Genomic DNA, 23,622 nt, shown 5'->3' on the forward strand with positions numbered 1-23,622 from the left:
CGCCCGCGCAGCCGGTCCGCGGCTCGCCGGGTGGGGTCGGGTGAGGTGCAGGTGGACGTTCCTAGACTGCTCCGGTGCTCGATCTCCTCAAGGCCGTCGTCCTGGGCCTCATCCAGGGACTCACCGAGTTCCTGCCCGTGTCCAGCAGCGCCCACCTGCGGATCTTCCCGGAGTGGTTCGGCTGGGGTGACCCGGGAGCGGCGTTCACCGCGGTCATCCAGATCGGCACCGAGCTCGCGGTGCTCATCTACTTCCGCAACGACATCTGGCGCATCGCCAGCACCTGGGTGCGGTCGCTGTTCCGCCCGGAGTACCGCGGCCACGCCGACGCCCGCATGGGCTGGTACGTCATCGTCGGCTCGCTGCCGATCGTGCTGCTCGGGGTGGCGCTCAAGGACGTCATCGAGCGCGACTTCCGCAACCTGTGGATCATCGCCACCGCGCTGATCGTGATGGGCGTCATCCTCGGCGTCGCCGACCGCACTGCGCGCCAGGACCGCGAGCTCAAGCAGGTCGGCCTCAAGCACGCGCTGCTGCTCGGCGGCGCGCAGGCGCTGGCGCTGGTGCCGGGCGTCTCGCGCTCCGGCGCGACCATCTCGATGGGGCTGTTCCTCGGCCTGACCCGCGAGGCGGCGACCCGGTTCGCCTTCCTGCTCGCCATCCCGGCCGTCGTCGGCGCCGGGCTGTTCGAGCTCAAGGAGATCCCCGACGGCGAGAACACCTACGGCTGGGGCCCCACCATCGTGGCCACGATCGTCTCCTTCGTGGTCGGGTACGCCGCGATCGCGTGGCTGCTCCGCTACGTCTCGACCCGGTCCTACGCGCCGTTCGTGCTCTACCGGATCGCGCTGGGCCTGCTCACCATGGGCCTGCTGGCCGCCGGGGTGCTGAGCGCCTGACCCCCCGGGTCCGGTTCACAGCCAGCCGGAGCGCTTGCTGATCAGGAACACCGTCAGCGAGCTGAGCAGCATCAGGCCGAGCGCCCACGGGTAGCCGTAGAGCCAGTGCAGCTCGGGCATGCGGTCGAAGTTCATGCCGTAGATGCCCGCGACCAGGGTGGGCGCCGCGATCAGGCCGATGGCGGCCGAGATGCGACGGGTGTCGTCGTTCTGCTGGATCGAGATCTGCGCGAGGTGCGCGTCGAAGGCCGTGGAGAGCAGCGAGTCGAGGGTGTCGATGGTGTCGGCCACCCGCGCGAGGTGGTCGGCGACGTCGCGGAAGTAGGGGCCGGCCTCGGTGTGGACGCCGCTGCCGGCGGCGAACCGGTTCATCGGCTCGCGCAGCGGCAGCACGGCCCGGCGCATCTCGGCCAGCTCGCGCTTGAGCACGTAGATCCGGGCGCTGTCGTTGGTGCGGTCGTCGGAGAACACCGACTCCTCGACCTCGTCGACGTCCTCCTGCAGCGAGTTGGCGACGTCCTCGTAGCGGTCCACCACGTCGTCGCACACGGCGTACAGCACCGCGGACGGGCCGTGGACGAGCACGTGGCTGTTGGCCTCGAGGCGACGCCGCGCCTCGGTGAGCGACGCGCCCTCGCCGTGGCGGACGGTGACGATGAAGCCGGGTCCGACGAAGAGGCTGATCTCCCCGGTCTCGACGGCGTCCTGCGCGTCGACGTACCACAGCGTCTTGAGCACGACGAACATCGAGTCGGCGTAGCGCTCCACCTTGGGTCGCTGGTGGGCCGAGAGGGCGTCCTCGACCGCCAGCTCGTGCAGGCCGTAGAGCTCCGCCACCCGCGCGAGCTCCTCGCCGGTCGGGTCGTGGAGCCCCACCCAGGTGAAGTCCTGCGGCTCCGAGACGCTGCCGCGCACGGCCGTCAGGTCACCCTGCTCGCAGCCCAGCTCGACCCGCTTGCCGTCGCGGTAGAGGGCGTTGTCGACGATCACCCGTGCAAGATACGACGGCTACGCTCCGGGCATGGCAACGGTGATCCTGGCGCGTCACGGTCGGACGGCGGCGAACGCGACCGGGGTGCTCGCCGGACGCACGCCGGGGGTCCACCTGGACGACACCGGGAAGCAGCAGGCACAACGCGCGGCCGAGCGACTCACCGGCCTCACCCTCGCCGGCGTGGTGAGCAGCCCGCTCCAGCGCTGCCGCGAGACGGCGCGGCTGCTGGCGCCCGACCACCGGCCCGTCACCGAGCAGCGGCTCTCGGAGTGCGACTACGGCGAGTGGACCAACCGGCCGCTGAAGTCGCTGGCCAAGGAGAAGCTCTGGCGCACCGTCCAGGCCCAGCCCTCGGCCGCGCGGTTCCCGGGCGGGGAGTCGCTGCAGGAGATGTCGGCGCGGGCCGTGGCCGCGGTCCGCGAACGCGACGCGGCGTACGACGCGGAGGCCGGTGGCGACGCGGTCTGGCTGGCCGTCTCCCACGGCGACGTGATCAAGGCCGTCCTGGCCGACGCCCTGGGGATGCACCTCGACGCCTTCCAGCGGATCATGGTCGACCCGGCCAGCCTCTCGGTGGTGCGCTACACCCCCGAGCGGGCCTTCGTGGTGACGATGAACTCCAGCTCGGGGCCGCTGGGCCACCTGGCCCCGCCACCGGGCCGCAAGCGGCGCCGCAGCTCCGACGCGGCGGTCGGCGGGGGAGCGGGCCCCGAGGCCGCTTCCGCGACGTCCTAGAGTCGAGCCCATGCCCGTCGTCCACAGCTTCGACCCGCCCGACCGCTTCGTGCCGGGGACGGTCGGCGAGCCCGGGTCGCGCACCTTCTTCCTGCAGGCCCGGTCGGGCGCCCAGCTCACCTCGGTGTCGCTGGAGAAGCAGCAGGTGCAGATCCTGGGCGAGCGCATCGCCGAGCTGCTCGACGAGCTGATCGCGAGCGCGGAGCCGCGCGACACGGTGCCGGCTGTCACTCCGGTGTCGATGATCGACAACGAGCCGCTCGACCAGCCGATCGAGGAGGAGTTCCGCGCCGGCACCATCACGCTGTCGTGGGACGCCGACGACGAGCGGGTCGTGGTCGAGGTGTTCCCCGTCGCCGAGGTCGAGGTCGAGGTGCCGGTCGAGGCGGCCGAGCAGGAGCTGATCGACCTGCCCATCGAGGAGCCCGAGCCCGACGAGCTGCTGCTGGTGCGGATGCCGGCCGCCATGGCCCGGGCGTTCGCCGCCCGCGCCGAGTCCGTCGTGGCCGCCGGCCGGGCCCCGTGCCCGCTGTGCGGCGGTCCGCTCGACCCCGAGGGGCACCTGTGCCCCCGGGCCAACGGCTACCGCCGCAGCGCCTGAGGCCGGCCGAGCCCTGCCGATGAACGCCGCTCCCGGTCCCGCCGCCCCGGGCCCCGACGCCGACGACCTGCTGCTCGGGGCCGAGCTGCACGTGCAGGGCCGGATCATGCCGGCGTCCAACCAGACCTTCCTGGCCACGCTGGGCGAGGACGGCCCGCGCTGCGTCTACAAGCCGGTCTCCGGCGAGCGGCCGCTGTGGGACTTCCCGCACGGCACCCTCGCCGAGCGCGAGTACGCCGCCTGGGTGGTCTCGGACCACCTCGGCTGGGACGTCGTGCCCCCGACCGTGCTACGCGAGGGCCCCGTCGGCCGCGGCATGGTGCAGCTGTGGCGCGAGCCCGTCGCCGGTCCCGACGACGTGCCCGACACCGTCGACGTGGTGCCCGAGGGCATCGTGCCCCGCGGCTGGCTGCACGTCCTGGACGCCTCCGGACCGCAGGACGAGCCGGTGATGCTGATCCACGAGGACTCCGCGCCGCTGCGCCGGATGGCGGTCTTCGACGTCGTCACCAACAACACCGACCGCAAGGGCGGCCACGTGCTGGCCATGGCCGACGGCCACCGCCACGGCGTCGACCACGGGGTCTGCTTCCACCACGAGGACAAGCTGCGCACCGTGCTGTGGGGGTGGGCCGGGCAGCAGCTCACCGACGAGGAGCGCGACGGCGTCGAGGACGTCCTGCTCGGTCTCCACGGGGAGCTCCGCGAGCGGCTCGAGGAGCTGCTGGCCGTCCACGAGGTCGACGCGACCGCCCGACGCTGCGAGCGGCTGCTGCGCGCCGGGAGCTTCCCGGTGCCGGCGGGTGGGTGGCCCTCCATCCCCTGGCCGCCCTTCTGAGGGCACCACATACCCTTCGGTCCATGCGTGCGTGGACCTCACCCGGACCGGGACAGCTGCCGGCGGGGGCCCGTGGACCCGAGGTCGCGGTGCACGACAGCGCGACCGGAGGGCTGCGCCCGAGCGTCCCGGAGTCGGGCACCGCGCGGCTCTACGTCTGCGGGATCACGCCGTACGACGCCACGCACCTCGGCCACGCCGCGACCTACGTCGCCTTCGACCTGCTCCAGCGTGCATGGCGCTCGGCCGGCCACGACGTGCGCTACGTGCAGAACGTCACCGACGTCGACGACCCGCTGCTCGAGCGGGCCACCGCGACCGGCGAGGACTGGACGGCCCTCGCCGAGCGCGAGACCGAGCTGTTCCGCACCGACATGGAGGCGCTGCGGGTGCTGCCGCCCGACGCCTACGTCGGCGCGGTCGAGGCCATCCCCCTCGTGCTCGCCATGGTCGAGCGGCTGCAGGAGGTCGGCGCGACCTACGACGTCGAGGTCGACGGCGGTCCCGGCGACGACCTCTACTTCCGCGTCACCGACGACCCCCGCTTCGGCGCGGTGTCGGGCTGGTCGCGCGAGCAGATGCTCGAGGTGTTCGCCGAGCGCGGCGGCGACCCCGAGCGCGCGGGCAAGCAGGACCCGCTCGACTGCCTCCTGTGGCAGGCCGAGCGCCCCGACGAGCCGGCGTGGGACAGCGCCCTGGGTCGCGGGCGCCCCGGCTGGCACGTCGAGTGCTCGGCCATCGCGCGCCACCACCTCGACACCGCCGCGCTCGGCCCGATCGACGTGCAGGGCGGCGGCAGCGACCTCGTCTTCCCCCACCACGAGATGAGCGCCTCGGAGGCGCAGGTCGCCGACGGCGGCACGGCGTTCGCGCACGCCTACGTCCACGCCGGCATGGTCGGCCTGGACGGCGCCAAGATGTCGAAGTCCAAGGGCAACCTCGTGCTGGTGTCCCGGCTGCGCGAGTCCGGGCTCGACCCGATGGTCGTCCGGCTGCTGCTGCTGGCCCACCACTACCGCAGCGACTGGATGTGGGACGCCGCGGACGTCGATGTCGCCCAGTCCCGGCTCGACGCGTGGCGCTCGGCGGCCTCGCGGTCGGGGGGCGCCCCGTCCGGCCCCGTCGTCGCCGAGGTGCTGGCCCGGCTCGCCGACGACCTCGACGCCCCCGCCGCCCTCGACGTCGTCGACTCCTGGGCCGAGGCCACCCTGACCGGCGAGGCGTCCGAGCCGGGTGCCGGCGAGGCGGTCACGTCCCTGGTCGACGCGGCCCTCGGCGTACGACTCTGACGCCGACCGGGCACTGCTGCTGACGCGGGAGTCGCCGACCGGGCACTTTCACCGTCGTACGACGCCCAGCCGGTCGGGGACCTACTCGGGCTTGTCGCGCCGCTTGAGGTAGCGCTCGAACTCGCGGGCGATGGCCTCGCCGCTCGCCTCGGGCAGCTCGGCGGCGTCCTGGCTCTCCTCGAGGTTGCGGACGTACTCCGCGACGTCCTCGTCCTCCTCGGCGAGCTCGGCGACGCCGCGCTCCCAGGCGCGGGCGTCCTCGGGCAGGTCGCCGAGCGGGATCCCGGTCTCGAGCAGGTCCTCGACCTGGCTGAGCAGGGCGAGCGTGGCCTTGGGGCAGGGCGGCTGCGGCAGGTAGTGCGGCACCGCGGCCCAGAACGACACGGCCGCGATGTCGAGGCGCTGGCAGGCGTCCTGGAAGACGCCGACGATCCCGGTCGGCCCCTCGTACGTCGCCGGCTCGAGCTTGAGCCGGTCCTCCAGGTCGAGCTCGGTGGCCGTGCCGCTGACCTGGATCGGGCGGGTGTGGGGCGTCTCGGCGAGCAGCGCCCCGAGCGTGGCCACGAGGCCGACGCCCAGGTCGTCGGCCGCCGCGAGCAGCTCGGCGCAGAACTGGCGCCACCGCATGTTGGGCTCGATGCCCCTCAGCAGCACCACGTCGCGGGCCGAGCCCGGCGGGCGGGCGACGTAGAGCTGGGTCGAGGGCCAGGTGATGTGGCGCATGCCCTCGTCGTTGGTGGCGATGAGGGGACGGTTGACCTGGAAGTCGTAGAACTCCTCGGGGTCGATGACCGCGACCACCTGGGCGTCCCAGACCTCGATGAGGTGGTCGACCACGCCGGTCGCGGCGCCCGCGGCGTCGTTCCAGCCCTCGAAGGCGGCGATCAGCACGGGGTCCACCAGCGGCGGGACGGACTCGATCTCGATCATCGCCCAACCCTAGTGGGGCCGGTGTGGTGTCAGGATGCGACGCTGCACGACCCCCGGTCGCCCGGCTCCGTACTCTTGTCGGGTGACACCCACGACGCACCACCGCCCCGACTGCACCGACGCCCTGACGACGGCCATGCGCGAGCGGATCCTGGTCATCGACGGGGCCATGGGCACCGCGATCCAGCGCGACCGCCCCGACGAGGCGGGCTACCGCGGCGAGCGCTTCGCCGAGTGGCACCTGGACGTGCAGGGCAACAACGACCTGCTGAGCATCACCGCGCCCGAGATCATCCGGTCGATCCACGAGGAGTACCTCGAGTCCGGCGCCGACCTCATCGAGACCAACACCTTCAACGCCAACGCCATCTCGCTGTCGGACTACGACATGTCCGAGCTGGCCTACGAGCTGTGCTTCGAGTCGGCCCGGCTGGCCCGCGAGGCCTGCGACGTGGTCACCGAGCGCACCCCGGAGCGGCCGCGCTACGTCGCCGGCGCCCTCGGCCCCACCAGCCGCACCGCCTCCATCAGCCCCGACGTCAACGACCCGGGCGCCCGCAACGTGAGCTTCGAGCAGCTCGTCACGGCGTACGTCGAGGCGACCCGCGGACTGCTCGACGGCGGCAGCGACGTGCTCGTCATCGAGACCATCTTCGACACCCTCAACGCCAAGGCCGCGATCTTCGCCGTCGAGACCGTCTTCGAGGAGCTGGGCCGCCGCTGGCCGGTGATCATCTCCGGCACCATCACCGACGCCTCGGGCCGCACCCTGTCCGGGCAGACCACCGAGGCGTTCTGGAACTCGATCCGCCACGCCCGCCCGATCCTGGTGGGTCTCAACTGTGCGCTCGGTGCCCGCGAGATGCGGCCGTTCCTGGCCGAGCTGTCGCGGGTGGCCGACACCTTCGTGCACGCCTACCCCAACGCCGGCCTGCCCAACGCCTTCGGGGAGTACGACGAGGCCGCCGCCGAGACCGCCGCGATCATCGAGGAGTTCGCCGAGGCCGGCCTGGTCAACCTCGTCGGCGGCTGCTGCGGCACCACGCCCGCCCACATCGCCGCGATCGCGGGCGCGGTCGAGGGGCGGGCCCCCCGCACCTGGGAGCCGGTCAAGCCGGCGATGCGGCTCTCGGGCCTCGAGCCCTTCTCGATCGACGCCGACTCGCTGTTCGTCAACGTGGGCGAGCGCACCAACATCACCGGCTCGGCGAAGTTCCGCAACCTGATCAAGGACAACGACTACGACGCCGCGCTGGCCGTCGCCGTCCAGCAGGTCGAGAACGGCGCGCAGGTCATCGACGTCAACATGGACGAGGGCATGATCGACGGGGTGGCGGCGATGGACCGCTTCCTCAAGCTGGTCGCCAGCGAGCCCGACATCAGCCGCGTGCCCGTGATGGTCGACTCCTCCAAGTGGGAGGTCATCGAGACCGGCCTGCGCTGCGTGCAGGGCAAGGCGATCGTCAACTCCATCTCCATGAAGGAGGGGGAGGAGCCGTTCCGCGAGCACGCCCGGCTGTGCCGCAAGTACGGCGCCGCCGTCGTGGTGATGGCCTTCGACGAGGACGGCCAGGCCGCCGACCTCGAGAGCCGCAAGCGGATCTGCGCCCGCGCCTACCAGATCCTGGTCGAGGAGGAGGGCTTCCCGGCCGAGGACGTCATCTTCGACCCCAACGTCTTCGCCCTCGCGACCGGCATCGAGGAGCACGCGGCGTACGGCATCGACTTCATCGAGGCCACCCGCTGGATCAAGCAGAACCTGCCCGGCGCCAAGGTCTCGGGCGGCATCTCCAACGTGTCGTTCTCCTTCCGCGGCAACAACCCGGTCCGTGAGGCGATCCACGCGGTGTTCCTGTTCCACGCCATCCAGGCCGGGCTCGACATGGGCATCGTCAACGCCGGCGCCCTGGTGGTCTACGACCAGGTCGACCCCGAGCTGCGCGAGCGCATCGAGGACGTCGTGCTCAACCGCCGCCCCGACGCCGCCGAGCGGCTGCTCGAGGTCGCCGAGGCCCACCGCGGCAGCGGCGAGCAGGCGGAGGCAGCCGTGCTGGAGTGGCGCTCGCTGCCGGTGGGGGAGCGCATCACCCACGCGCTGGTCAAGGGCATCGACGCCCACGTCACCGAGGACACCGAGGAGCTGCGCCAGGAGATCTCGGCCCGCGGTGGCCGCCCGATCGAGGTGATCGAGGGTCCGCTGATGGACGGCATGAACGTCGTCGGCGACCTGTTCGGCGCCGGCAAGATGTTCCTGCCCCAGGTGGTGAAGTCCGCGCGCGTGATGAAGAAGGCCGTGGCCTACCTGATCCCGTTCATCGAGGCCGAGAAGCAGCCCGGGGACGCGGAGACCAAGAAGGGCACCATCGTCATGGCGACGGTCAAGGGCGACGTCCACGACATCGGCAAGAACATCGTCGGCGTGGTGCTGCAGTGCAACAACTACGAGGTGATCGACCTCGGCGTGATGGTGCCGGCGCAGAAGATCCTCGACAAGGCCCGCGAGGTCGACGCCGACCTCATCGGGCTGTCCGGCCTGATCACGCCCTCGCTCGACGAGATGGTCACCTTCGCCACCGAGATGCAGCGCCAGGGGTTCACCATCCCGCTGCTGATCGGCGGCGCCACCACCTCGCGCGCCCACACCGCGGTCAAGGTGACCCCGCGCTACGAGGGCCCGGTGCTGTGGGTCAAGGACGCCTCCCGCTCGGTGCCGGTCGCCGCGGCCCTGCTCTCGGAGGACCGGCGCGGCAAGCTGCTGGCCGACACCGAGGCCGACTACGCCTCGTTGCGCGAGCGCCACGCCAACAAGCAGGACCGCAAGCTGGTCTCGATCGACACCGCCCGCGAGCGTCGTACGCCGCTGGAGTGGGACGGCTACACCCCGCCGGCCCCCGCCATGACCGCCGACGGGGCGCCCCGCACCCGCGTCTTCGAGGACTACGACCTCGCCGAGCTGCGCGACTACATCGACTGGCAGCCGTTCTTCAACGCCTGGGAGATGAAGGGGCGCTTCCCCGACATCCTCAACAACCCCGCCACCGGCGAGGTCGCGCGCAAGCTCTACGACGACGCGCAGGAGATGCTCGACCGGATGGTCGCCGAGAAGTGGGTGACCGCCAACGGGGTGGTCGGCTTCTTCCCGGCGGCCTCCGACGGCGACGACCTCGTGGTCTACGCCGACGACGAGCGCAGCGAGGTGCTGACCGTGCTGCACCAGCTCCGCCAGCAGGGCGAGCACCGCGACGGGGTGCCCAACCGGTCCCTGGCCGACTACGTCGCCCCGGTCGCCACCGGGCTCGCCGACCACGTCGGCGCCTTCGCCGTCACCGCCGGCCTGGGCAGCCAGGACCGGGTCGCGGCGTTCAAGGAGGAGCACGACGACTACAACGCGATCCTGCTCGAGTCGCTGGCCGACCGGCTCGCCGAGGCGTTCGCCGAGCGGATGCACGAGCGGGTCCGCACCGAGCTGTGGGGCTACGCCCCCGACGAGCAGCTCGACAACGACCAGCTGCTCAAGGAGCAGTACGCCGGCATCCGACCCGCCCCCGGCTACCCCGCCTGCCCCGAGCACACCGAGAAGCAGACGCTGTGGGAGCTGCTCGACGTCGAGAAGACGACCGGCATCACGCTGACCGAGTCGATGGCCATGTGGCCGGGTGCGGCGGTGAGCGGGTGGTACTTCTCGCACCCGCAGAGCCAGTACTTCGTGGTGGGCCGGCTCGGCCGCGACCAGGTCGCGTCGTACGCTGAGCGCAAGGGCTGGTCGCTGGCCGAGGCCGAGAAGTGGCTCTCGGCCAACCTCGGCTACGACCCCGAGGACTAGGACCGTGACGCTGCCCCCGTTGCCGGCGGCCGTGCTGTGGGACATGGACGGCACCCTGGTGGACACCGAGCCCTACTGGATGCGGTGCGAGCACGCCCTGGCCGCGAAGTACGGCGGCCGCTGGTCCGAGCAGGACGCCCTCGCCGTCGTCGGGGGCGACCTCGTCGACTCCGCGACCTACATGCGCGAGCACATGGGCATCGACCGCACGCCCTCGCAGATCGTCGAGGAGCTGCTCGACGGCGTCGTGGCGCTGGTGGAGCAGGAGGTGCCGTGGCGTCCCGGGGCCCGGGAGCTGCTGGCCGACCTCGCGGCCGCGAGCGTGCCGTGCGCGCTGGTGACGATGTCCTACCGGCGGTTCGCGGAGCCGGTGGTCAGTGCGCTGCCCGCCGGGTCGTTCGCCGCCCTGGTCGTCGGCGACGAGGTCAGCCGCGGCAAGCCCCACCCCGAGCCCTACCGCCGGGGGGCCGAGCTGCTCGGCGTGGCCCCCGAGCGCACCGTGGCCATCGAGGACTCACCCACGGGCGCCGCCTCGGCCGAGGCCGCCGGCTGCCGGGTCCTGGTGGTGCCCCACCACGTGCCCGTCCCCGACGGCCCCGGCCGGGTGCGCCGCGAGAGCCTGGCCGGGCTCACGCCCGCCGACCTCGGCGCCCTGCTCGACGGGCACGTCGTCCGCTGAGGCGACCGGCAGCGGGGGAGGGGTGCCGCCCCAGGCCGGGCAGATGTCACGGAACGAGCACCACGAGCAGGCCCGGCCGCGCTGCGGCTGCCAGTCGCCGGTCTCGCGGGCCTCGCGCACGGCCTCCCACACCGCCTGCACCAGCCGCTCGGTGAACAGCAGGTCGGCCTCGTCGGGGGCGTAGGACACCGTCTCGGCGGCGGCGAGGTAGACCAGCCGCAGCTCCCGGGGCACCACGCCGCGGCTGCGCCACAGCACCAGGGCGTAGAAGCGGAGCTGGAACAGCGCGCGCGCCTCGAAGCCCGGGGCCGGAGCCCGGCCGGTCTTGTAGTCGACGACCCGCAGCGCCCCGTCGGAGGCGACGTCGAGCCGGTCGACGAAGCCGCGCAGCAGCAGCCGCGACCCCAGCAGCGCCTCGACGTAGAGCTCGCGCTCGGCCGGCTCGAGCCGCCGGGGGTCCTCGAGCTCGAAGTAGGCCCGCACCGCGGCCCGGCACTGCTCGCGCCACGCCTGCGCCGGGACCTCGGCGCCGTCGGGGAACAGCGCGGCCAGCTCGGGCTCGCCCTCGAGCAGCGCCGCCCACGCGGGTCCGACCAGCGCCAGGGCGGCCTCGGGGGTGCGCTGCGGGGCGGGCAGGTCGAAGAGGTCCTCCAGCACCTTGTGGACGACGGTGCCGCGCACCGCCTCGGGCGACGGCGCCTCCGGCAACCGGTCCACGGTGCGGAAGCGGTAGAGCAGCGGGCAGGTGCGGAAGTCGGCGGCGCGGCTGGGGGAGAGCGACCCCACGACGAGCTCGCCGTCGACGGGGGTCCCGATCCGCGTGGTGTCCACGAGGGCCACCGTAGGCGGCGGGTCCGACAGCGGGGCGGCACGCTAGCGTTGGGGCGTGAGCGCCCCCTCGTCCCATCCTCCCGGCACGCTGCGGGTCGGACGGGTCGCCGGCGTGGACGTGCTCGTCCGCTCGTCGTGGCTGATCGTCGCGCTGCTGATCTCGCTGCTCCTCGCCCCCCGGGTCGAGCAGGTCCAGCCGGGTCTGGGCGCGCTGAAGTACGTCGCGGGCCTGGCCTTCGCCGTGCTGCTCTACCTCTCGGTGCTGCTGCACGAGATCTCGCACGCCGTGGTCGCCCAGCGGTTCGGGCTGGGTGTCCGCTCCATCACGCTGCACTTCCTGGGCGGGGCCACCGAGATCGACTCCGAGTCGCGCACGCCGGTGCAGGAGTTCACGATCGCGGTGGTCGGACCGTTGACCTCGATCGCGGTCGGGCTGGTGGCGCTGGTCGCCGTCCCCGTCACTCCCGACGGCCTGCTGCGGCTGGCCGTGGAGGGCCTGGCCGGCGCCAACCTCGTCGTCGGGGTGCTCAACCTCGTCCCGGGCCTGCCGCTCGACGGCGGTCGCGTGCTGCGCGCCCTGGTCTGGAAGGTGTCGGGCAACATGCACCGCGGCACCGTCGCCGCCGCGTGGGGCGGCCGGGTCGCGGCCTTCCTGGTGCTGCTGTGGCCGGCGCTGGCCCGCGAGCTGCTCGGCGTCCGGACCGACGTCCTCGACTACGTGATGGCCTTCATCATCGCGACCTTCCTGTGGTCGGGCTCGACCGCGTCGCTGGTCAGCGCGCGCGTGCGCCGCAGGCTCCCCGCCCTGCAGGCGCGTCCGCTCGCCCGCCGCATGGTCGCCGTCCCCGACGACGTCACCGTGGCCGAGGCCGTGCGCCGCGCCCAGGAGGCCGGCGCCGGCGGCATCGTCGTCCACGACCGCGACCACCGGCTGTCCGCCGTGGTCAGCGAGAAGGCCCTGTCCGCCACCCCCGAGGAGCGGCGGCCCTGGGTGCCGGTCACCTCGGTGTCGCGCACCCTCGAGGCCGGTCTCGTGCTGCCCGTCGAGCTGGTCGGCGAGGAGCTCGTCCGCGCCATGTCCCGCACCCCGGCCGAGGAGTACGTCCTCGTCGAGACCGGGGGAGATGTCTACGGCGTCCTGGCCACCGCCGACGTCGACCGTGCCTTCGAGGAGAGCGCCCGCACGTGACCCAGCAGACCCCGACCGACCCCGCCCCGGCCCCCACGGCGCCCGACCACGACTGGTCCGGCGTACGACGCGGTCCCCTCGTCCCCGGCGAGTGGGTGCGCCTGGTCGACGGCAAGGGACGCCGCCACAACATCTGCCTCGAGGCCGGCAAGACCTTCCACACCAACAAGGGAGGCCTGCTCCACGACGACATGATCGGTCGCGACGAGGGCTTCACCCTCACCTCGACCAACGGCGGCCAGTACCTCGTCTTCCGCCCGCTGCTCAGCGAGTTCGTGGTCTCGATGCCCCGCGGCGCGGCCGTCGTCTACCCCAAGGACGCGGCCCAGATCGTCGCCATGGCCGACATCTTCCCCGGCGCCCACGTCGTCGAGGCGGGCGCCGGGTCGGGCGCGCTGACGTGCTCGCTGCTGCGCGCGGTGGGTCCGACCGGGCGGCTGAGCTCTTTCGAGCGGCGCGAGGAGTTCGCGGCCGTCGCCCAGCGCAACGTCCGCCAGTTCTTCGGTGCCCCCGAGGGCGTCGACCACCCCGCGTGGCAGCTCACCGTCGGCGACCTCGTCGAGGAGCTGGGCCGGCTCGAGGCGCCCGGCACCGTCGACCGCGTCGTCCTCGACATGCTCGCGCCCTGGGAGTGCGTGGACGCCGTCGCCGAGGCGCTGGTGCCCGGCGGCATCGTGGTGGCCTACGTCGCGACCACCACGCAGCTCGGCCGGGTGGTGGAGACGCTGCGTGCCCATGGCGAGTTCACCGAGCCGCAGCCGTGGGAGACCCTGGTCCGCGACTGGCACGTCGAGGGCCTCGCGGTCCGCCCCGGCCACAAGATGAACGGCCACACCGGCTTCCTGGTCACCGCCCGCCGGATGGCCCGCGGCGAGAGCGCTCCGCAGAAGAAGCGGCGCCCGGCGCCCGGGGCCTACGGCGTCGACTACGACGGGCCCCGCCCGTCGGGCCTGGACCCCACCCTGGTCGGGCCCGACCCGGAGGCGATCCCCGGGTCCTGAGTCACGACTCGGTATCCGTCCGGGGCAGGCGCGTCGTACCCCTTGTCGGCGCGCGCGGGCACAGTAGGGTCGAGTTCCAGGACCCTCACGGAGGTGGTCGCGGTGTCCGAGCCGATCGATGGCAGCCCCAGCGCAGCCCAGCTGCGCAACCAGGTCGCGTTCCTCGAGGCCGAGGTGGTGGAGCTGCGCCGTCGGCTCCACGACGCCCCCGGCAGCAGCCGGGCGCTCGACCAGCGTCTGCTCGACACCCAGCGGTCGCTGGCCGCCGTGACCTCGCAGAACGAGCGGCTCGCCCAGACGCTGCGCGAGGCGCGCGACCAGATCCTCACGCTCAAGGAGGAGGTCGACCGGCTGGCGCAGCCGCCCACCGGGTTCGGCACCTTCTTGCAGCGCAACGACGACGACTCCGTCGACGTGTTCACCGGCGGCCGCAAGCTGCGGGTGACCGTCAGCCCGTCGGTCGAGCTCGACGCGCTGACCCGCGGCCAGGAGGTGATGCTCAACGAGGCCCTCAACGTCGTCGCCGCGCTCGAGTTCGAGCAGGTCGGCGAGGTCGTGATGTTCAAGGAGCTGCTCGCCGACGGCGACCGCGTCCTGGTCATCGCCAACGCCGACGAGGAGCGCGTCGTGCGCCTCGCGCAGCCCCTGCGCGAGACCACGCTGCGCGCCGGCGACTCGCTGCTGCTGGACGGCCGGTCGGGCTACGTCTACGAGAAGGTGCCCAAGTCGGAGGTCGAGGAGCTCGTCCTCGAGGAGGTGCCCGACATCGACTACACCGACATCGGCGGCCTGTTCGGGCAGATCGAGACCATCCGAGACGCCGTGGAGCTGCCCTACCTGCACCCCGACCTGTTCGTGGAGCACGAGCTCAAGCCGCCCAAGGGCGTGCTGCTCTACGGCCCGCCCGGCTGCGGCAAGACGCTGATCGCCAAGGCGGTGGCCAACAGCCTGGCCAAGAAGGTCGCGGCCAAGACGGGGCAGGAGGGCAAGTCCTACTTCCTCAACATCAAGGGCCCCGAGCTGCTCAACAAGTACGTCGGCGAGACCGAGCGCCACATCCGGCTGGTCTTCCAGCGGGCGCGCGAGAAGGCCTCCGAGGGCACCCCGGTGATCGTGTTCTTCGACGAGATGGACTCGCTGTTCCGCACCCGCGGCTCCGGGGTGTCCTCCGACGTGGAGAACACCATCGTGCCGCAGCTGCTCAGCGAGATCGACGGCGTCGAGCTGCTCGAGAACGTCCTGGTCATCGGCGCCTCCAACCGCGAGGACATGATCGACCCGGCGATCCTGCGCCCCGGCCGCCTCGACGTGAAGATCAAGATCGAGCGCCCCGACGCCGAGTCGGCCCGCGACATCTTCTCCAAGTACCTCACCGCGCGGCTGCCGCTGCACGCCGACGACCTCGCGGAGTTCTCCGGCGACCGCGACGCCTGCGTGGCCGGCATGATCCGGGCGACGGTCGAGCGGATGTACACCGAGACCGAGGAGAACCGCTTCCTCGAGGTGACCTACGCCAACGGCGACAAGGAGGTCCTCTACTTCAAGGACTTCAACTCCGGCGCGATGATCCAGAACATCGTCGACCGCGCCAAGAAGATGGCGATCAAGGACCTCCTCGACCTCGACCAGCGCGGCCTGCGCGTCCAGCACCTGCTCCAGGCCTGCGTCGACGAGTTCAAGGAGAACGAGGACCTGCCCAACACCACCAACCCCGACGACTGGGCGCGGATCTCGGGCAAGAAGGGCGAGCGGATCGTCTTCATCCGCACGCTCATCACCGGCAAGCAGGGCACCGAGCCCGGCCGGTCGATCGACACCGTCGCCAACACCGGCCAGTACCTGTAGGCCACCGTGGTGGGCGAGCACGACCCGCGACTGGAGTACGACGAGGCGCTGGTCGACTCGTCCGCTAGCGCCTCGAGCGGGCGGTCGCGCAGCGCGTCCGATCCTCCCGATCGACGCCGCCCACGCCCTCCAGTCGCGTCCGCGCGACTGAGCCGCCGCCGTCGGGGCCCGGGCTACCCGTAGGGTCGAAGGGTGAGCGTGCGCCGGGTCATGGGGACCGAGACCGAGTTCGGGATCTCGGTCCAGGGACACCCGCAGGCCAACCCGATGGTGGCCAGCACGCGGCTGGTCAACGCCTACGCCGGGGCGACCCTGAAGGCGCGCCGGGCGCGGTGGGACTTCGAGGAGGAGTCGCCGCTGCGCGACGCCCGGGGCTTCGACATGTCGCGCGAGGTGGCCGACCCGAGCCAGCTCACCGACGAGGACCTCGGCCTGGCCAACATCATCCTGACCAACGGCGCCCGCCTCTACGTCGACCACGCCCACCCGGAGTACTCCGCGCCCGAGTGCACCAACCCGATGGACGGCGTGCTGTGGGACAAGGCGGGGGAGCTGGTGGCGCTGGACGCCGCCCGGTTCGCCTCCAACGGCGGTGAGGGCGACCTGCTGCTCTACAAGAACAACACCGACGGCAAGGGTGCGAGCTACGGCGCCCACGAGAACTACCTGGTGCGCCGCAGCACCCCGTTCGGCGACATCGTGCGCCACCTCACCCCCTTCTTCGTCAGCCGGCAGGTCCTGTGCGGCGCCGGGCGCGTCGGCACCGGCCAGGACGGCCGCGGCGAGGGCTTCCAGCTCAGCCAGCGCGCGGACTTCTTCGAGGTCGAGGTCGGCCTGGAGACGACGCTGAAGCGGCCCATCATCAACACCCGCGACGAGCCGCACGCCGACCCCGAGAAGTACCGCCGCCTGCACGTCATCCTCGGCGACGCCAACCTCGCCGAGACCTCGACCTACCTCAAGCTCGGGACCACCGCGATGGTGCTCTCGATGATCGAGGACCGGTTCGTCACCACCGACCTGCGCGTCAGCCGGCCGGTGGCCTCGCTCAAGGCCGTCTCCCACGACCCCGGCCTGACCCACCTGCTCGAGGTGGGCGACGGCCGCCGGATGACCGCGGTGCAGCTGCAGTGGGAGTACCTCCACCTCGCCCACCGCTACGTCCAGGAGCGCCGCGGCGGCCAGCCGGACCAGCCCACCAAGGACCTGCTCGCCTGCTGGGAGCGGGTGCTCACCACCCTGGAGCGCGACCCCTTCGAGCTCGCCGACGAGCTCGACTGGGTGGCCAAGCTCAAGCTGCTGCAGTCCTACCGCGACCGCGACGGGCTCGCCTGGTCCCACGCCAAGCTGCACCTCATCGACCTGCAGTACGCCGACCTGCGCCCCGAGAAGGGCCTCTACCACCGGCTGGTGCGGCTGGGCCGGATGAAGCGGCTGACCGACGACGCCCAGGTCGAGCGGGCGATGCACGAGCCGCCGCTGGACACCCGCGCCTACTTCCGGGGCCGCTGCCTGGCGCAGTACCCCGACGAGATCGCCGCCGCGTCGTGGGACTCGGTCATCTTCGACCTCCCGGGCCACGAGTCGCTGCAGCGCGTGCCGACCCTGGACCCGCTGCGGGGCAGCAAGGCCCACGTCGGGGCGCTGCTCGACGAGCACGACACGGCGCTCGGCCTGTTCGAGGCCCTCACCGCGAGGTGAGGTGGATAGGGTCGGTGGCACGAGCCCGTCAGGCACCGGACACCGACCAGGAGGTCGTCATGGCGCAGGAGCACAAGCAGCCCCGCAGGTCGCACGAGGAGGAGGAGCCGGTCGACGCACCGGCCCCCGCCGAGAGCGCCACCGAGCGCAAGGACAAGCTCGACGACGACATCGACGCGATCCTCGAGGACATCGACGACGTGCTGGAGACCAACGCCGAGGACTTCGTGAAGTCCTTCATCCAGAAGGGCGGTCAGTGAGGCTCGATGACTGACGCCCGACTGCCCGACGCGTTCCTCACGCCCGGCACCTCCTCGTTCAGCGACTTCCTCGCCTCGGTCTCCCCGGAGCTGCTGCCCTCGCGCCGGGTGCTGCCGCCCGGCGACGCCGCCGCGCTGGCCCCGCACGGCACCACGATCGTCGCCGCCACCTTCCCCGGCGGTGTCGTGATCGCCGGCGACCGGCGCGCCACGATGGGCAACGTGATCGCCCAGCGCGACATCGAGAAGGTCTTCCCCGCCGACGAGTACTCCGCGGTCGGCATCGCCGGCACCGCCGGGCTCGCGGTCGAGATGGTGCGGCTGTTCCAGACCGAGCTCGAGCACTACGAGAAGATCGAGGGCACCACGCTCTCGATGGATGGCAAGGCCAACCGGCTCTCGGCGCTGATCCGCAACAACCTCGGCATGGCCATGCAGGGCCTGGCCGTGGTCCCGCTCTTCGCCGGCTACGACCTCAGCCAGGAGATCGGCCGGATCTTCTCCTACGACGTCACCGGCGGGCGCTACGAGGAGACCGCGTTCCACTCGGTCGGCTCCGGCTCGCTGTTCGCCCGCGGTGCGCTGAAGAAGCTCTACCGCGACGACCTCGACCAGGGCGGCACCGTCACCGCGGTCGTCCAGGCGCTGTACGACGCCGCCGACGACGACTCGGCGACCGGAGGCCCCGACCTGTTCCGCCGGATCTTCCCGATCGTCAGCGTCATCACCGCCGAGGGCCACACCCGGCTCGGCCAGGACGAGGTGGCGGCCGTGGCCGACGCGGTCGTGGCCAGCCGGATGCAGCGCCCCGACGGCCCGTCCGCCCCCCTGACCTAGGAGTCCTCCCGCATGAGCATGCCGTTCTACGTCTCGCCCGAGCAGCTGATGAAGGACCGGGCGGACTTCGCGCGCAAGGGCATCGCCCGGGGCCGCTCGGTCGCGGTGGTGCGCTACGCCGACGGGCTGCTGTTCGTCTCCGAGAACCCCTCGGCGGCGCTGCACAAGGTGAGCGAGATCTACGACCGGATCGCCTTCGCCGCGGTCGGTCGCTACAACGAGTTCGAGAACCTCCGCATCGCGGGGGTCCGGCTGGCCGACATGCGCGGCTACTCCTACGACCGGCGCGACGTCACCGGCCGGGGCCTGGCCAACGCCTACGCCCAGACGCTCGGCACGATCTTCTCCTCGGGCGGCGAGAAGCCCTACGAGATCGAGATCTTCGTGGCCGAGGTCGGCGACGGCGCCGCCGACGACCAGGTCTTCCGGCTCACCTTCGACGGCCAGGTCGTGGAGGAGAAGGACTACGCCGTGATGGGCGGGGCCGCCGACTCGGTGACCACCTACCTGCGCGAGCGCTACCGGCTCGGGCTCTCCCGCGACGAGGCGCTCCGGCTCGCCGTCGCGGCCCTGGGCCACAACGACACCGCCGACCGCACCATCCCGGCCGACGACCTCGAGGTGGCGGTGCTCGACCGGACCCGCTCCCAGGAGCGGAAGTTCAAGCGGCTGCTGCCCGCCGTGCTCCGCGACGTGCTCGGCGCCGCCCCGGCCGACGAGCCCGCCCAGGCCGACGAGCCCGCCCAGGCCTCCGGGCCGGCCGAGCCGGCCGCACCCACCCGGACCGATCCCTCGGTCTCGCCCGGTGAGGAACCGCCCGTCGCGCCCTGACGCCAACTCCCCACCTCCCCTCTAGGGTGGGTCACGTGGACCGGCGAATCTTCGGGATCGAGAACGAGTACGGCGTCACGTGCACGTTCAAGGGGCAGCGCCGCCTCTCGCCCGACGAGGTCGCCCGCTACCTGTTCCGCAAGGTCGTCAGCTGGGGCCGGTCGAGCAACGTCTTCCTGGCCAACGGAGCCCGGCTCTACCTCGACGTCGGGAGCCACCCGGAGTACGCCACCCCCGAGTGCGACGACATCGTCGACCTCGTCACCCACGACAAGGCCGGCGAGCGGGTCCTCGAGGGCCTGCTGGTCGACGCCGAGCGGCGGCTGCGCGACGAGGGCATCTCGGGCGACGTCTACCTGTTCAAGAACAACACCGACTCCGCCGGCAACTCCTACGGCTGCCACGAGAACTACCTCGTCAGCCGGCACGGCGAGTTCAGCCGCCTCGCCGACGTCCTGATCCCGTTCCTGGTGACGCGGCAGATCCTGGTCGGCGCGGGCAAGGTCACCCAGACGCCGCGGGGCGCGTCGTACTCCGTGAGCCAGCGGGCCGAGCACATCTGGGAGGGCGTCTCGAGCGCCACCACGCGCTCGCGGCCGATCATCAACACCCGCGACGAGCCCCACGCCGACGCCGAGCGGTTCCGCCGGCTCCACGTGATCGTGGGCGACTCCAACATGAGCGAGACCACCACGCTGCTCAAGGTGGCCTCCTGCGACCTGGTGCTGCGGATGATCGAGGAGGGCGTGGTGATGCGCGACCTCACCATGGAGAACCCCATCCGCGCGATCCGCGAGATCTCCCACGACATGACCGGCCAGCGCAAGGTCCGGCTGGCCAACGGCCGCGAGGCCAGCGTGCTCGACATCCAGGGGGAGTACCTCGCCCGGGTCCGCGACTTCGTCGACCGCCGCGAGCTGCACACCCCGGTCATCGACCAGGTCCTCGACCTGTGGGAGCGCGGCCTCAAGGCCGTCGACTCCGGCGACCTGTCGCTGGTCGACCGCGAGATCGACTGGGTCATCAAGTGGAAGCTCATCGAGCGCTACCGCGCCGCCCACGGCCTGCCGCTGGGCCACCCCCGCGTGGCGCAGCTCGACCTCGCCTACCACGACATCCACCGCGACCGCGGCCTCTACTACCTGCTGGAGAAGCGCGGCGCGGTCAAGCGGGTCACCGACGACCTCGCGATCTTCCGCGCCAAGTCGGTGCCGCCCCAGACCACCCGCGCCCGGCTGCGCGGGAGCTTCATCAAGAAGGCCCAGGAGCGACGGCGCGACTTCACCGTCGACTGGGTGCACCTCAAGCTCAACGACCAGGCCCAGCGCACGGTGCTGTGCAAGGACCCCTTCCGGGCCCACGACGAGCGCGTCGAACGACTGATCGAGGGAATGTGACCCCTGCACGACGAGCCGCAGCGCTGCTGTGCGCCCTGACCCTGACCGTGAGCGCCTGCGGGAGCTCGGAGCAACAGGAGGAGTCGGCCGACCTGCGCTCGCAGGTCGACGTCTCCGGTGACTTCGGGAAGGCACCCGAGGTCGACTTCTCGGCGCCTCTCGAGGTGACCGAGAGTGCTTCCTGGACCGAGGAGAAGGGCGACGGCGACCCCATCGGCCAGGCCTCGACCGCCGTGCTCCAGCTGACGCTGCTGGACGGCCGCACCGGCGAGAAGGCGATCAGCACCTTCGACCGGGGCCAGACCCCGCTCCAGGTCAGCCTCACCGAGCAGTTCCTGCCCTCGTTGGCCGAGGCGCTGGTCGGGGCTCGCGCGGGCAGCCGGCTGGTGGTGGCCTCGACGCCCGAGGACGCCTACGGCGCCGGCGGCTCGCCGCAGATCGGCATCAAGGGCGGCGACCCGGTCGTGATGGTGGCCGACGTGCTGGCCACGGACCCCACCGACGTGCTCGACGGCCCCACCGGCGACGAGGTCCAGCCGCCCACCGGCTCACCCACCCTGGTCGAGCGCGAGGGCGTGCCGACCGGCTTCGAGGTGCCGGCGAGGGCCAAGAAGCCGACGCGGCTCCAGGTCGTGCCGCTGCGCGAGGGCACCGGCGACGAGGTCGAGGACCCCGACCGGGTCACCGTCAACTACCTCGGCGCGGTCTGGAAGGGCGAGGAGCCGTTCGACCAGTCCTACGACAAGGAGCCGACGACGTTCTCGATCGGCCTCGGCGCGGTCATCAAGTGCTGGGACGAGGGCCTGGTGGGTCAGAAGGAGGGCGCGCGCGTGATGCTGGTCTGCCCGCCCGACACGGCGTACGGCAACACCGCCCAGGGCGACGACATCCCCGCCCGCTCGACCCTCGTCTTCGTCATCGACGTGCTCGGCGTGGGCTGACCCGACGACGATGGTGGCGGAGAAGGCCGAGCGGCTGCTCAACCTGGTGATCCTGCTGCTGGTGGCGCGCAACTACACCACCAAGGAGCAGATCCGGGCGCTCATGGAGCCCTACCGGACCAGCAGCAACGAGGCCTTCGACCGGATGTTCGAGCGCGACAAGGACGAGCTGCGCGCGCTCGGCATCCCGCTCGAGACCGGCTACGTCGACAAGTTCTTCGAGGACGAGCAGGGCTACCGCATCGAGCGCGACGCCTTCGAGCTCCCCGCGATCGACTTCACCGCCGACGAGGTCGCGGTGCTCGGCCTGGCCGCGAGGGTGTGGCGCCACGCCGGGCTGGCCGCGGCCACCTCCGACGCCCTGGTCAAGCTGCAGGCCGCCGGCCTGCGCTTCGACCGCGAGCAGCTCGAGCAGGTGCAGCCCACCCTGGCCGCCGAGGAGCCGGCCTTCGAGGCGATGTGGCGGGCCACCTCCGAGCGGGTCCCGGTGCGCTTCGACTACCGCCGGGCCGGCGAGCAGGAGGTCCGCGCCCGTCACCTGCAGCCCTGGGGCGTGGTGACGGCCCAGGGTCGCTGGTACGTCGTGGGCCAGGACACCGACCGGGCGGAGCCCCGGATGTTCCGGCTCAGCCGGATCGCCTCCGACGTGGTCACCGAGGGCGGTCCCGGCAGCTACACCGTGCCCGACGGCGTCGACCTCCGTGCCCTGTCCGGCGCGCTGGTGCGACCGCAGCCCGAGCACCGCGCCCGCGTGCTGGCGCGCGCCGGTGCCGCCGTCGGGCTGCGCCGTCGGGCCGAGGTGACCGCCACCGGGGTGACCGGACCCGACGGCTCGCTGGGCTGGGACCAGCTCGAGGTGCCGTTCGGCTCCACCGACGACGTGGCCGGGGAGCTGCTGGGGTACGCCGACGCGGTCGTCGTCGAGGAGCCCGCCGAGCTGCGCCGGCTGGTCCGCGAGCGGCTGCAGGGGCTGGCGTCGTGAGCAGCGCCCGCGACCAGGTCTCCCGGCTGCTGGCCCTGGTGCCCTACCTGCAGCGGCGCGACGACGTCTCGCTCGCCGAGGTGGCCGCCGACTTCGGGGTCACCGCGGAGCAGATCCGCCGCGACCTGCGGGTGCTGTGGATGTGCGGTCTGCCGGGGCTGACGCCCGACAAGATGATCGACGTCGACATGGAGGCGATCGAGGACGACCCCGACGGCGTGGTCCGCATCGACAACGCCGACTTCCTCTCCCGCCCGGTCCGCCTGGGCAGCTCCGAGGCGACCGCCCTGATCGTGGCGCTGCGGGCGCTGCGGGAGGGCAGCCCGGCCGCCTCCCGCGACGCCGTCGACCGGGTGCTGGCCAAGCTCGAGGAGGCCACCACCGTGGGCGCGACGCCCCCGGCCGTGGCCGTGCACCTCGCCGACGACGGCCGCACGGCCGGGCACGCGCGGCTCCTGGAGGAGGCCATCGCCCGCGACCGCCAGGCCCGGCTGGGCTACTACGTGCCGACCCGCGACGAGACCACCGACCGGCTCGTCGACCCCATCGCGCTGCTGACCCGCGACGGCCACGACTACCTCGACGCCTGGTGCCGCACCGTCGACGACCGCCGGCTGTTCCGGCTCGACCGGGTCGAGTCGGTCGAGGTCGTGGACCAGCCGCGCGGCCACCGCCGGCTGCCGCCACGCGACCTCGCGGGCAGCCTCTTCGAGCCCGGCCCGAGCGACCTGGAGGCGGTGCTGCACCTGGAGCGGCACGCCCGCTGGGTCGCCGACTACTACCCCGTGGACTCCGTCGAGGAGCTCGGCGAGGGCCGGCTCGCGGTCCGGCTGCGGGTCGGCGACCCTCGTTGGCTGGTGCGGCTGGCGCTGCGCCTCGGGCCGGCCGCCCGGGTGGTCGAGCCCGCCGGGTTGCGCGAGGAGGTCCGGCGTACGGCGGCCGCGGCGCTGTCGCTCTACGACGCCTGAGCACGGTCCGGTGGCCGGTCCGGGCCCCGCGGATCGACAGTCCCCGGATGT

20 protein-coding genes and 1 pseudogene are annotated in these 23,622 nt (G+C 72.4%); 18 read left to right on the forward strand and 3 right to left on the reverse strand.

The genetic code is table 11. The features are described 5' to 3' along the window. Positions 1–74 precede the first annotated feature (74 nt). Positions 75–899 carry an undecaprenyl-diphosphate phosphatase gene (locus ASG49_RS07240; protein WP_056538940.1) on the forward strand — a complete coding sequence of 275 codons (825 nt, stop codon included), beginning with the start codon at positions 75–77 and terminating at the stop codon, positions 897–899. A gap of 15 nt (positions 900–914) precedes the next feature. On the opposite strand, the gene corA is transcribed toward ASG49_RS07240, so the two are convergent. Beyond that, positions 915–1,889: a magnesium/cobalt transporter CorA gene (gene corA, locus ASG49_RS07245; protein ID WP_056538943.1), complete on the reverse strand. Its 975-nt coding sequence runs from the start codon at positions 1,887–1,889 to the stop codon at positions 915–917. A 31-nt stretch (positions 1,890–1,920) separates the two neighbouring features. On the opposite strand from corA, the gene ASG49_RS07250 reads away from it, so the two are divergent. The 4 genes from ASG49_RS07250 to mshC are packed head-to-tail and all read left to right on the forward strand — an operon-like array spanning position 1,921 to position 5,356. Continuing rightward, the gene (locus tag ASG49_RS07250) at positions 1,921–2,628 is read left to right on the forward strand and encodes an MSMEG_4193 family putative phosphomutase (protein WP_056538946.1); all 708 of its coding nucleotides are present in this window, start codon (positions 1,921–1,923) and stop codon (positions 2,626–2,628) included. Between the two features lie 10 nt (positions 2,629–2,638). Then, positions 2,639–3,229, forward strand: coding sequence for a DUF3090 family protein (locus ASG49_RS07255; protein WP_056538950.1), 591 nt, complete (start codon positions 2,639–2,641; stop codon positions 3,227–3,229). A 19-nt stretch (positions 3,230–3,248) separates the two neighbouring features. Next, positions 3,249–4,067, forward strand: a complete 819-nt coding sequence (locus ASG49_RS07260; protein WP_056538954.1) for an SCO1664 family protein — start codon at positions 3,249–3,251, stop codon at positions 4,065–4,067. A 23-nt stretch (positions 4,068–4,090) separates the two neighbouring features. Continuing rightward, positions 4,091–5,356 carry a cysteine--1-D-myo-inosityl 2-amino-2-deoxy-alpha-D-glucopyranoside ligase gene (gene mshC / locus ASG49_RS07265; protein ID WP_056538959.1) on the forward strand — a complete coding sequence of 422 codons (1,266 nt, stop codon included), beginning with the start codon at positions 4,091–4,093 and terminating at the stop codon, positions 5,354–5,356. 81 nt (positions 5,357–5,437) lie between these two features. Here mshC and ASG49_RS07270 read toward each other — a convergent pair whose 3' ends face one another. Then, complete coding sequence (locus ASG49_RS07270; RefSeq protein ID WP_056538960.1) at positions 5,438–6,286, reverse strand: PAC2 family protein; 849 nt, start codon at positions 6,284–6,286, stop codon at positions 5,438–5,440. Positions 6,287–6,422: 136 nt separating this feature from the next. On the opposite strand from ASG49_RS07270, the gene metH reads away from it, so the two are divergent. Next, a complete protein-coding gene (gene metH, locus ASG49_RS07275; protein ID WP_235561976.1) occupies positions 6,423–10,109 on the forward strand; it encodes a methionine synthase in 3,687 nt (1,228 codons plus the stop codon). 43 nt (positions 10,110–10,152) lie between these two features. Next, positions 10,153–10,617: pseudogene (locus tag ASG49_RS07280) on the forward strand (HAD family hydrolase); the annotation flags it as partial. 6 nt (positions 10,618–10,623) lie between these two features. Here the strand turns inward: ASG49_RS07280 and ASG49_RS07285 are convergent. Continuing rightward, entirely contained in the window at positions 10,624–11,619 is a 996-nt protein-coding gene (locus ASG49_RS07285; RefSeq protein WP_235561939.1) for a PD-(D/E)XK nuclease family protein, read from the reverse strand. 55 nt (positions 11,620–11,674) lie between these two features. Between ASG49_RS07285 and ASG49_RS07290 the strand changes: the two genes are divergently transcribed. From ASG49_RS07290 to ASG49_RS07340, 11 genes are all read left to right on the forward strand, one after another. Next, entirely contained in the window at positions 11,675–12,808 is a 1,134-nt protein-coding gene (locus ASG49_RS07290; protein ID WP_056538971.1) for a site-2 protease family protein, read from the forward strand. After that, on the forward strand, positions 12,805–13,809 hold the full coding sequence (locus tag ASG49_RS07295; RefSeq protein WP_056538974.1) for a tRNA (adenine-N1)-methyltransferase: 1,005 nt from the start codon (positions 12,805–12,807) through the stop codon (positions 13,807–13,809). Before ASG49_RS07290 ends, ASG49_RS07295 begins: the two co-directional genes overlap by 4 nt. Positions 13,810–13,911: 102 nt before the next feature. Next, positions 13,912–15,654, forward strand: coding sequence for a proteasome ATPase (gene arc, locus ASG49_RS07300; protein ID WP_156384208.1), 1,743 nt, complete (start codon positions 13,912–13,914; stop codon positions 15,652–15,654). Between the two features lie 192 nt (positions 15,655–15,846). Then, positions 15,847–17,355: a depupylase/deamidase Dop gene (gene dop, locus ASG49_RS07305; RefSeq protein WP_369814206.1), complete on the forward strand. Its 1,509-nt coding sequence runs from the start codon at positions 15,847–15,849 to the stop codon at positions 17,353–17,355. A gap of 59 nt (positions 17,356–17,414) precedes the next feature. After that, positions 17,415–17,615 carry a ubiquitin-like protein Pup gene (locus ASG49_RS07310; RefSeq protein WP_056539985.1) on the forward strand — a complete coding sequence of 67 codons (201 nt, stop codon included), beginning with the start codon at positions 17,415–17,417 and terminating at the stop codon, positions 17,613–17,615. A gap of 6 nt (positions 17,616–17,621) precedes the next feature. After that, a complete protein-coding gene (prcB, locus tag ASG49_RS07315; protein WP_056538979.1) occupies positions 17,622–18,452 on the forward strand; it encodes a proteasome subunit beta in 831 nt (276 codons plus the stop codon). A 12-nt stretch (positions 18,453–18,464) separates the two neighbouring features. Further along, on the forward strand, positions 18,465–19,283 hold the full coding sequence (gene prcA, locus ASG49_RS07320) for a proteasome subunit alpha (RefSeq protein ID WP_056538983.1): 819 nt from the start codon (positions 18,465–18,467) through the stop codon (positions 19,281–19,283). Between the two features lie 35 nt (positions 19,284–19,318). Further along, positions 19,319–20,680: a Pup--protein ligase gene (gene pafA / locus ASG49_RS07325; RefSeq protein WP_056538986.1), complete on the forward strand. Its 1,362-nt coding sequence runs from the start codon at positions 19,319–19,321 to the stop codon at positions 20,678–20,680. Beyond that, positions 20,677–21,621, forward strand: a complete 945-nt coding sequence (locus ASG49_RS07330; protein WP_056538989.1) for an FKBP-type peptidyl-prolyl cis-trans isomerase — start codon at positions 20,677–20,679, stop codon at positions 21,619–21,621. The genes pafA and ASG49_RS07330 overlap by 4 nt, the downstream gene beginning before the upstream one ends. A gap of 10 nt (positions 21,622–21,631) precedes the next feature. Further along, on the forward strand, positions 21,632–22,603 hold the full coding sequence (locus ASG49_RS07335) for a YafY family protein (RefSeq protein ID WP_056538992.1): 972 nt from the start codon (positions 21,632–21,634) through the stop codon (positions 22,601–22,603). After that, complete coding sequence (locus ASG49_RS07340; RefSeq protein ID WP_056538995.1) at positions 22,600–23,571, forward strand: YafY family protein; 972 nt, start codon at positions 22,600–22,602, stop codon at positions 23,569–23,571. The genes ASG49_RS07335 and ASG49_RS07340 overlap by 4 nt, the downstream gene beginning before the upstream one ends. Positions 23,572–23,622 lie beyond the last annotated feature (51 nt).

Origin of the sequence: Marmoricola sp. Leaf446 (genome assembly GCF_001424755.1) — a bacterium.
Taxonomy (GTDB): domain Bacteria; phylum Actinomycetota; class Actinomycetes; order Propionibacteriales; family Nocardioidaceae; genus Marmoricola.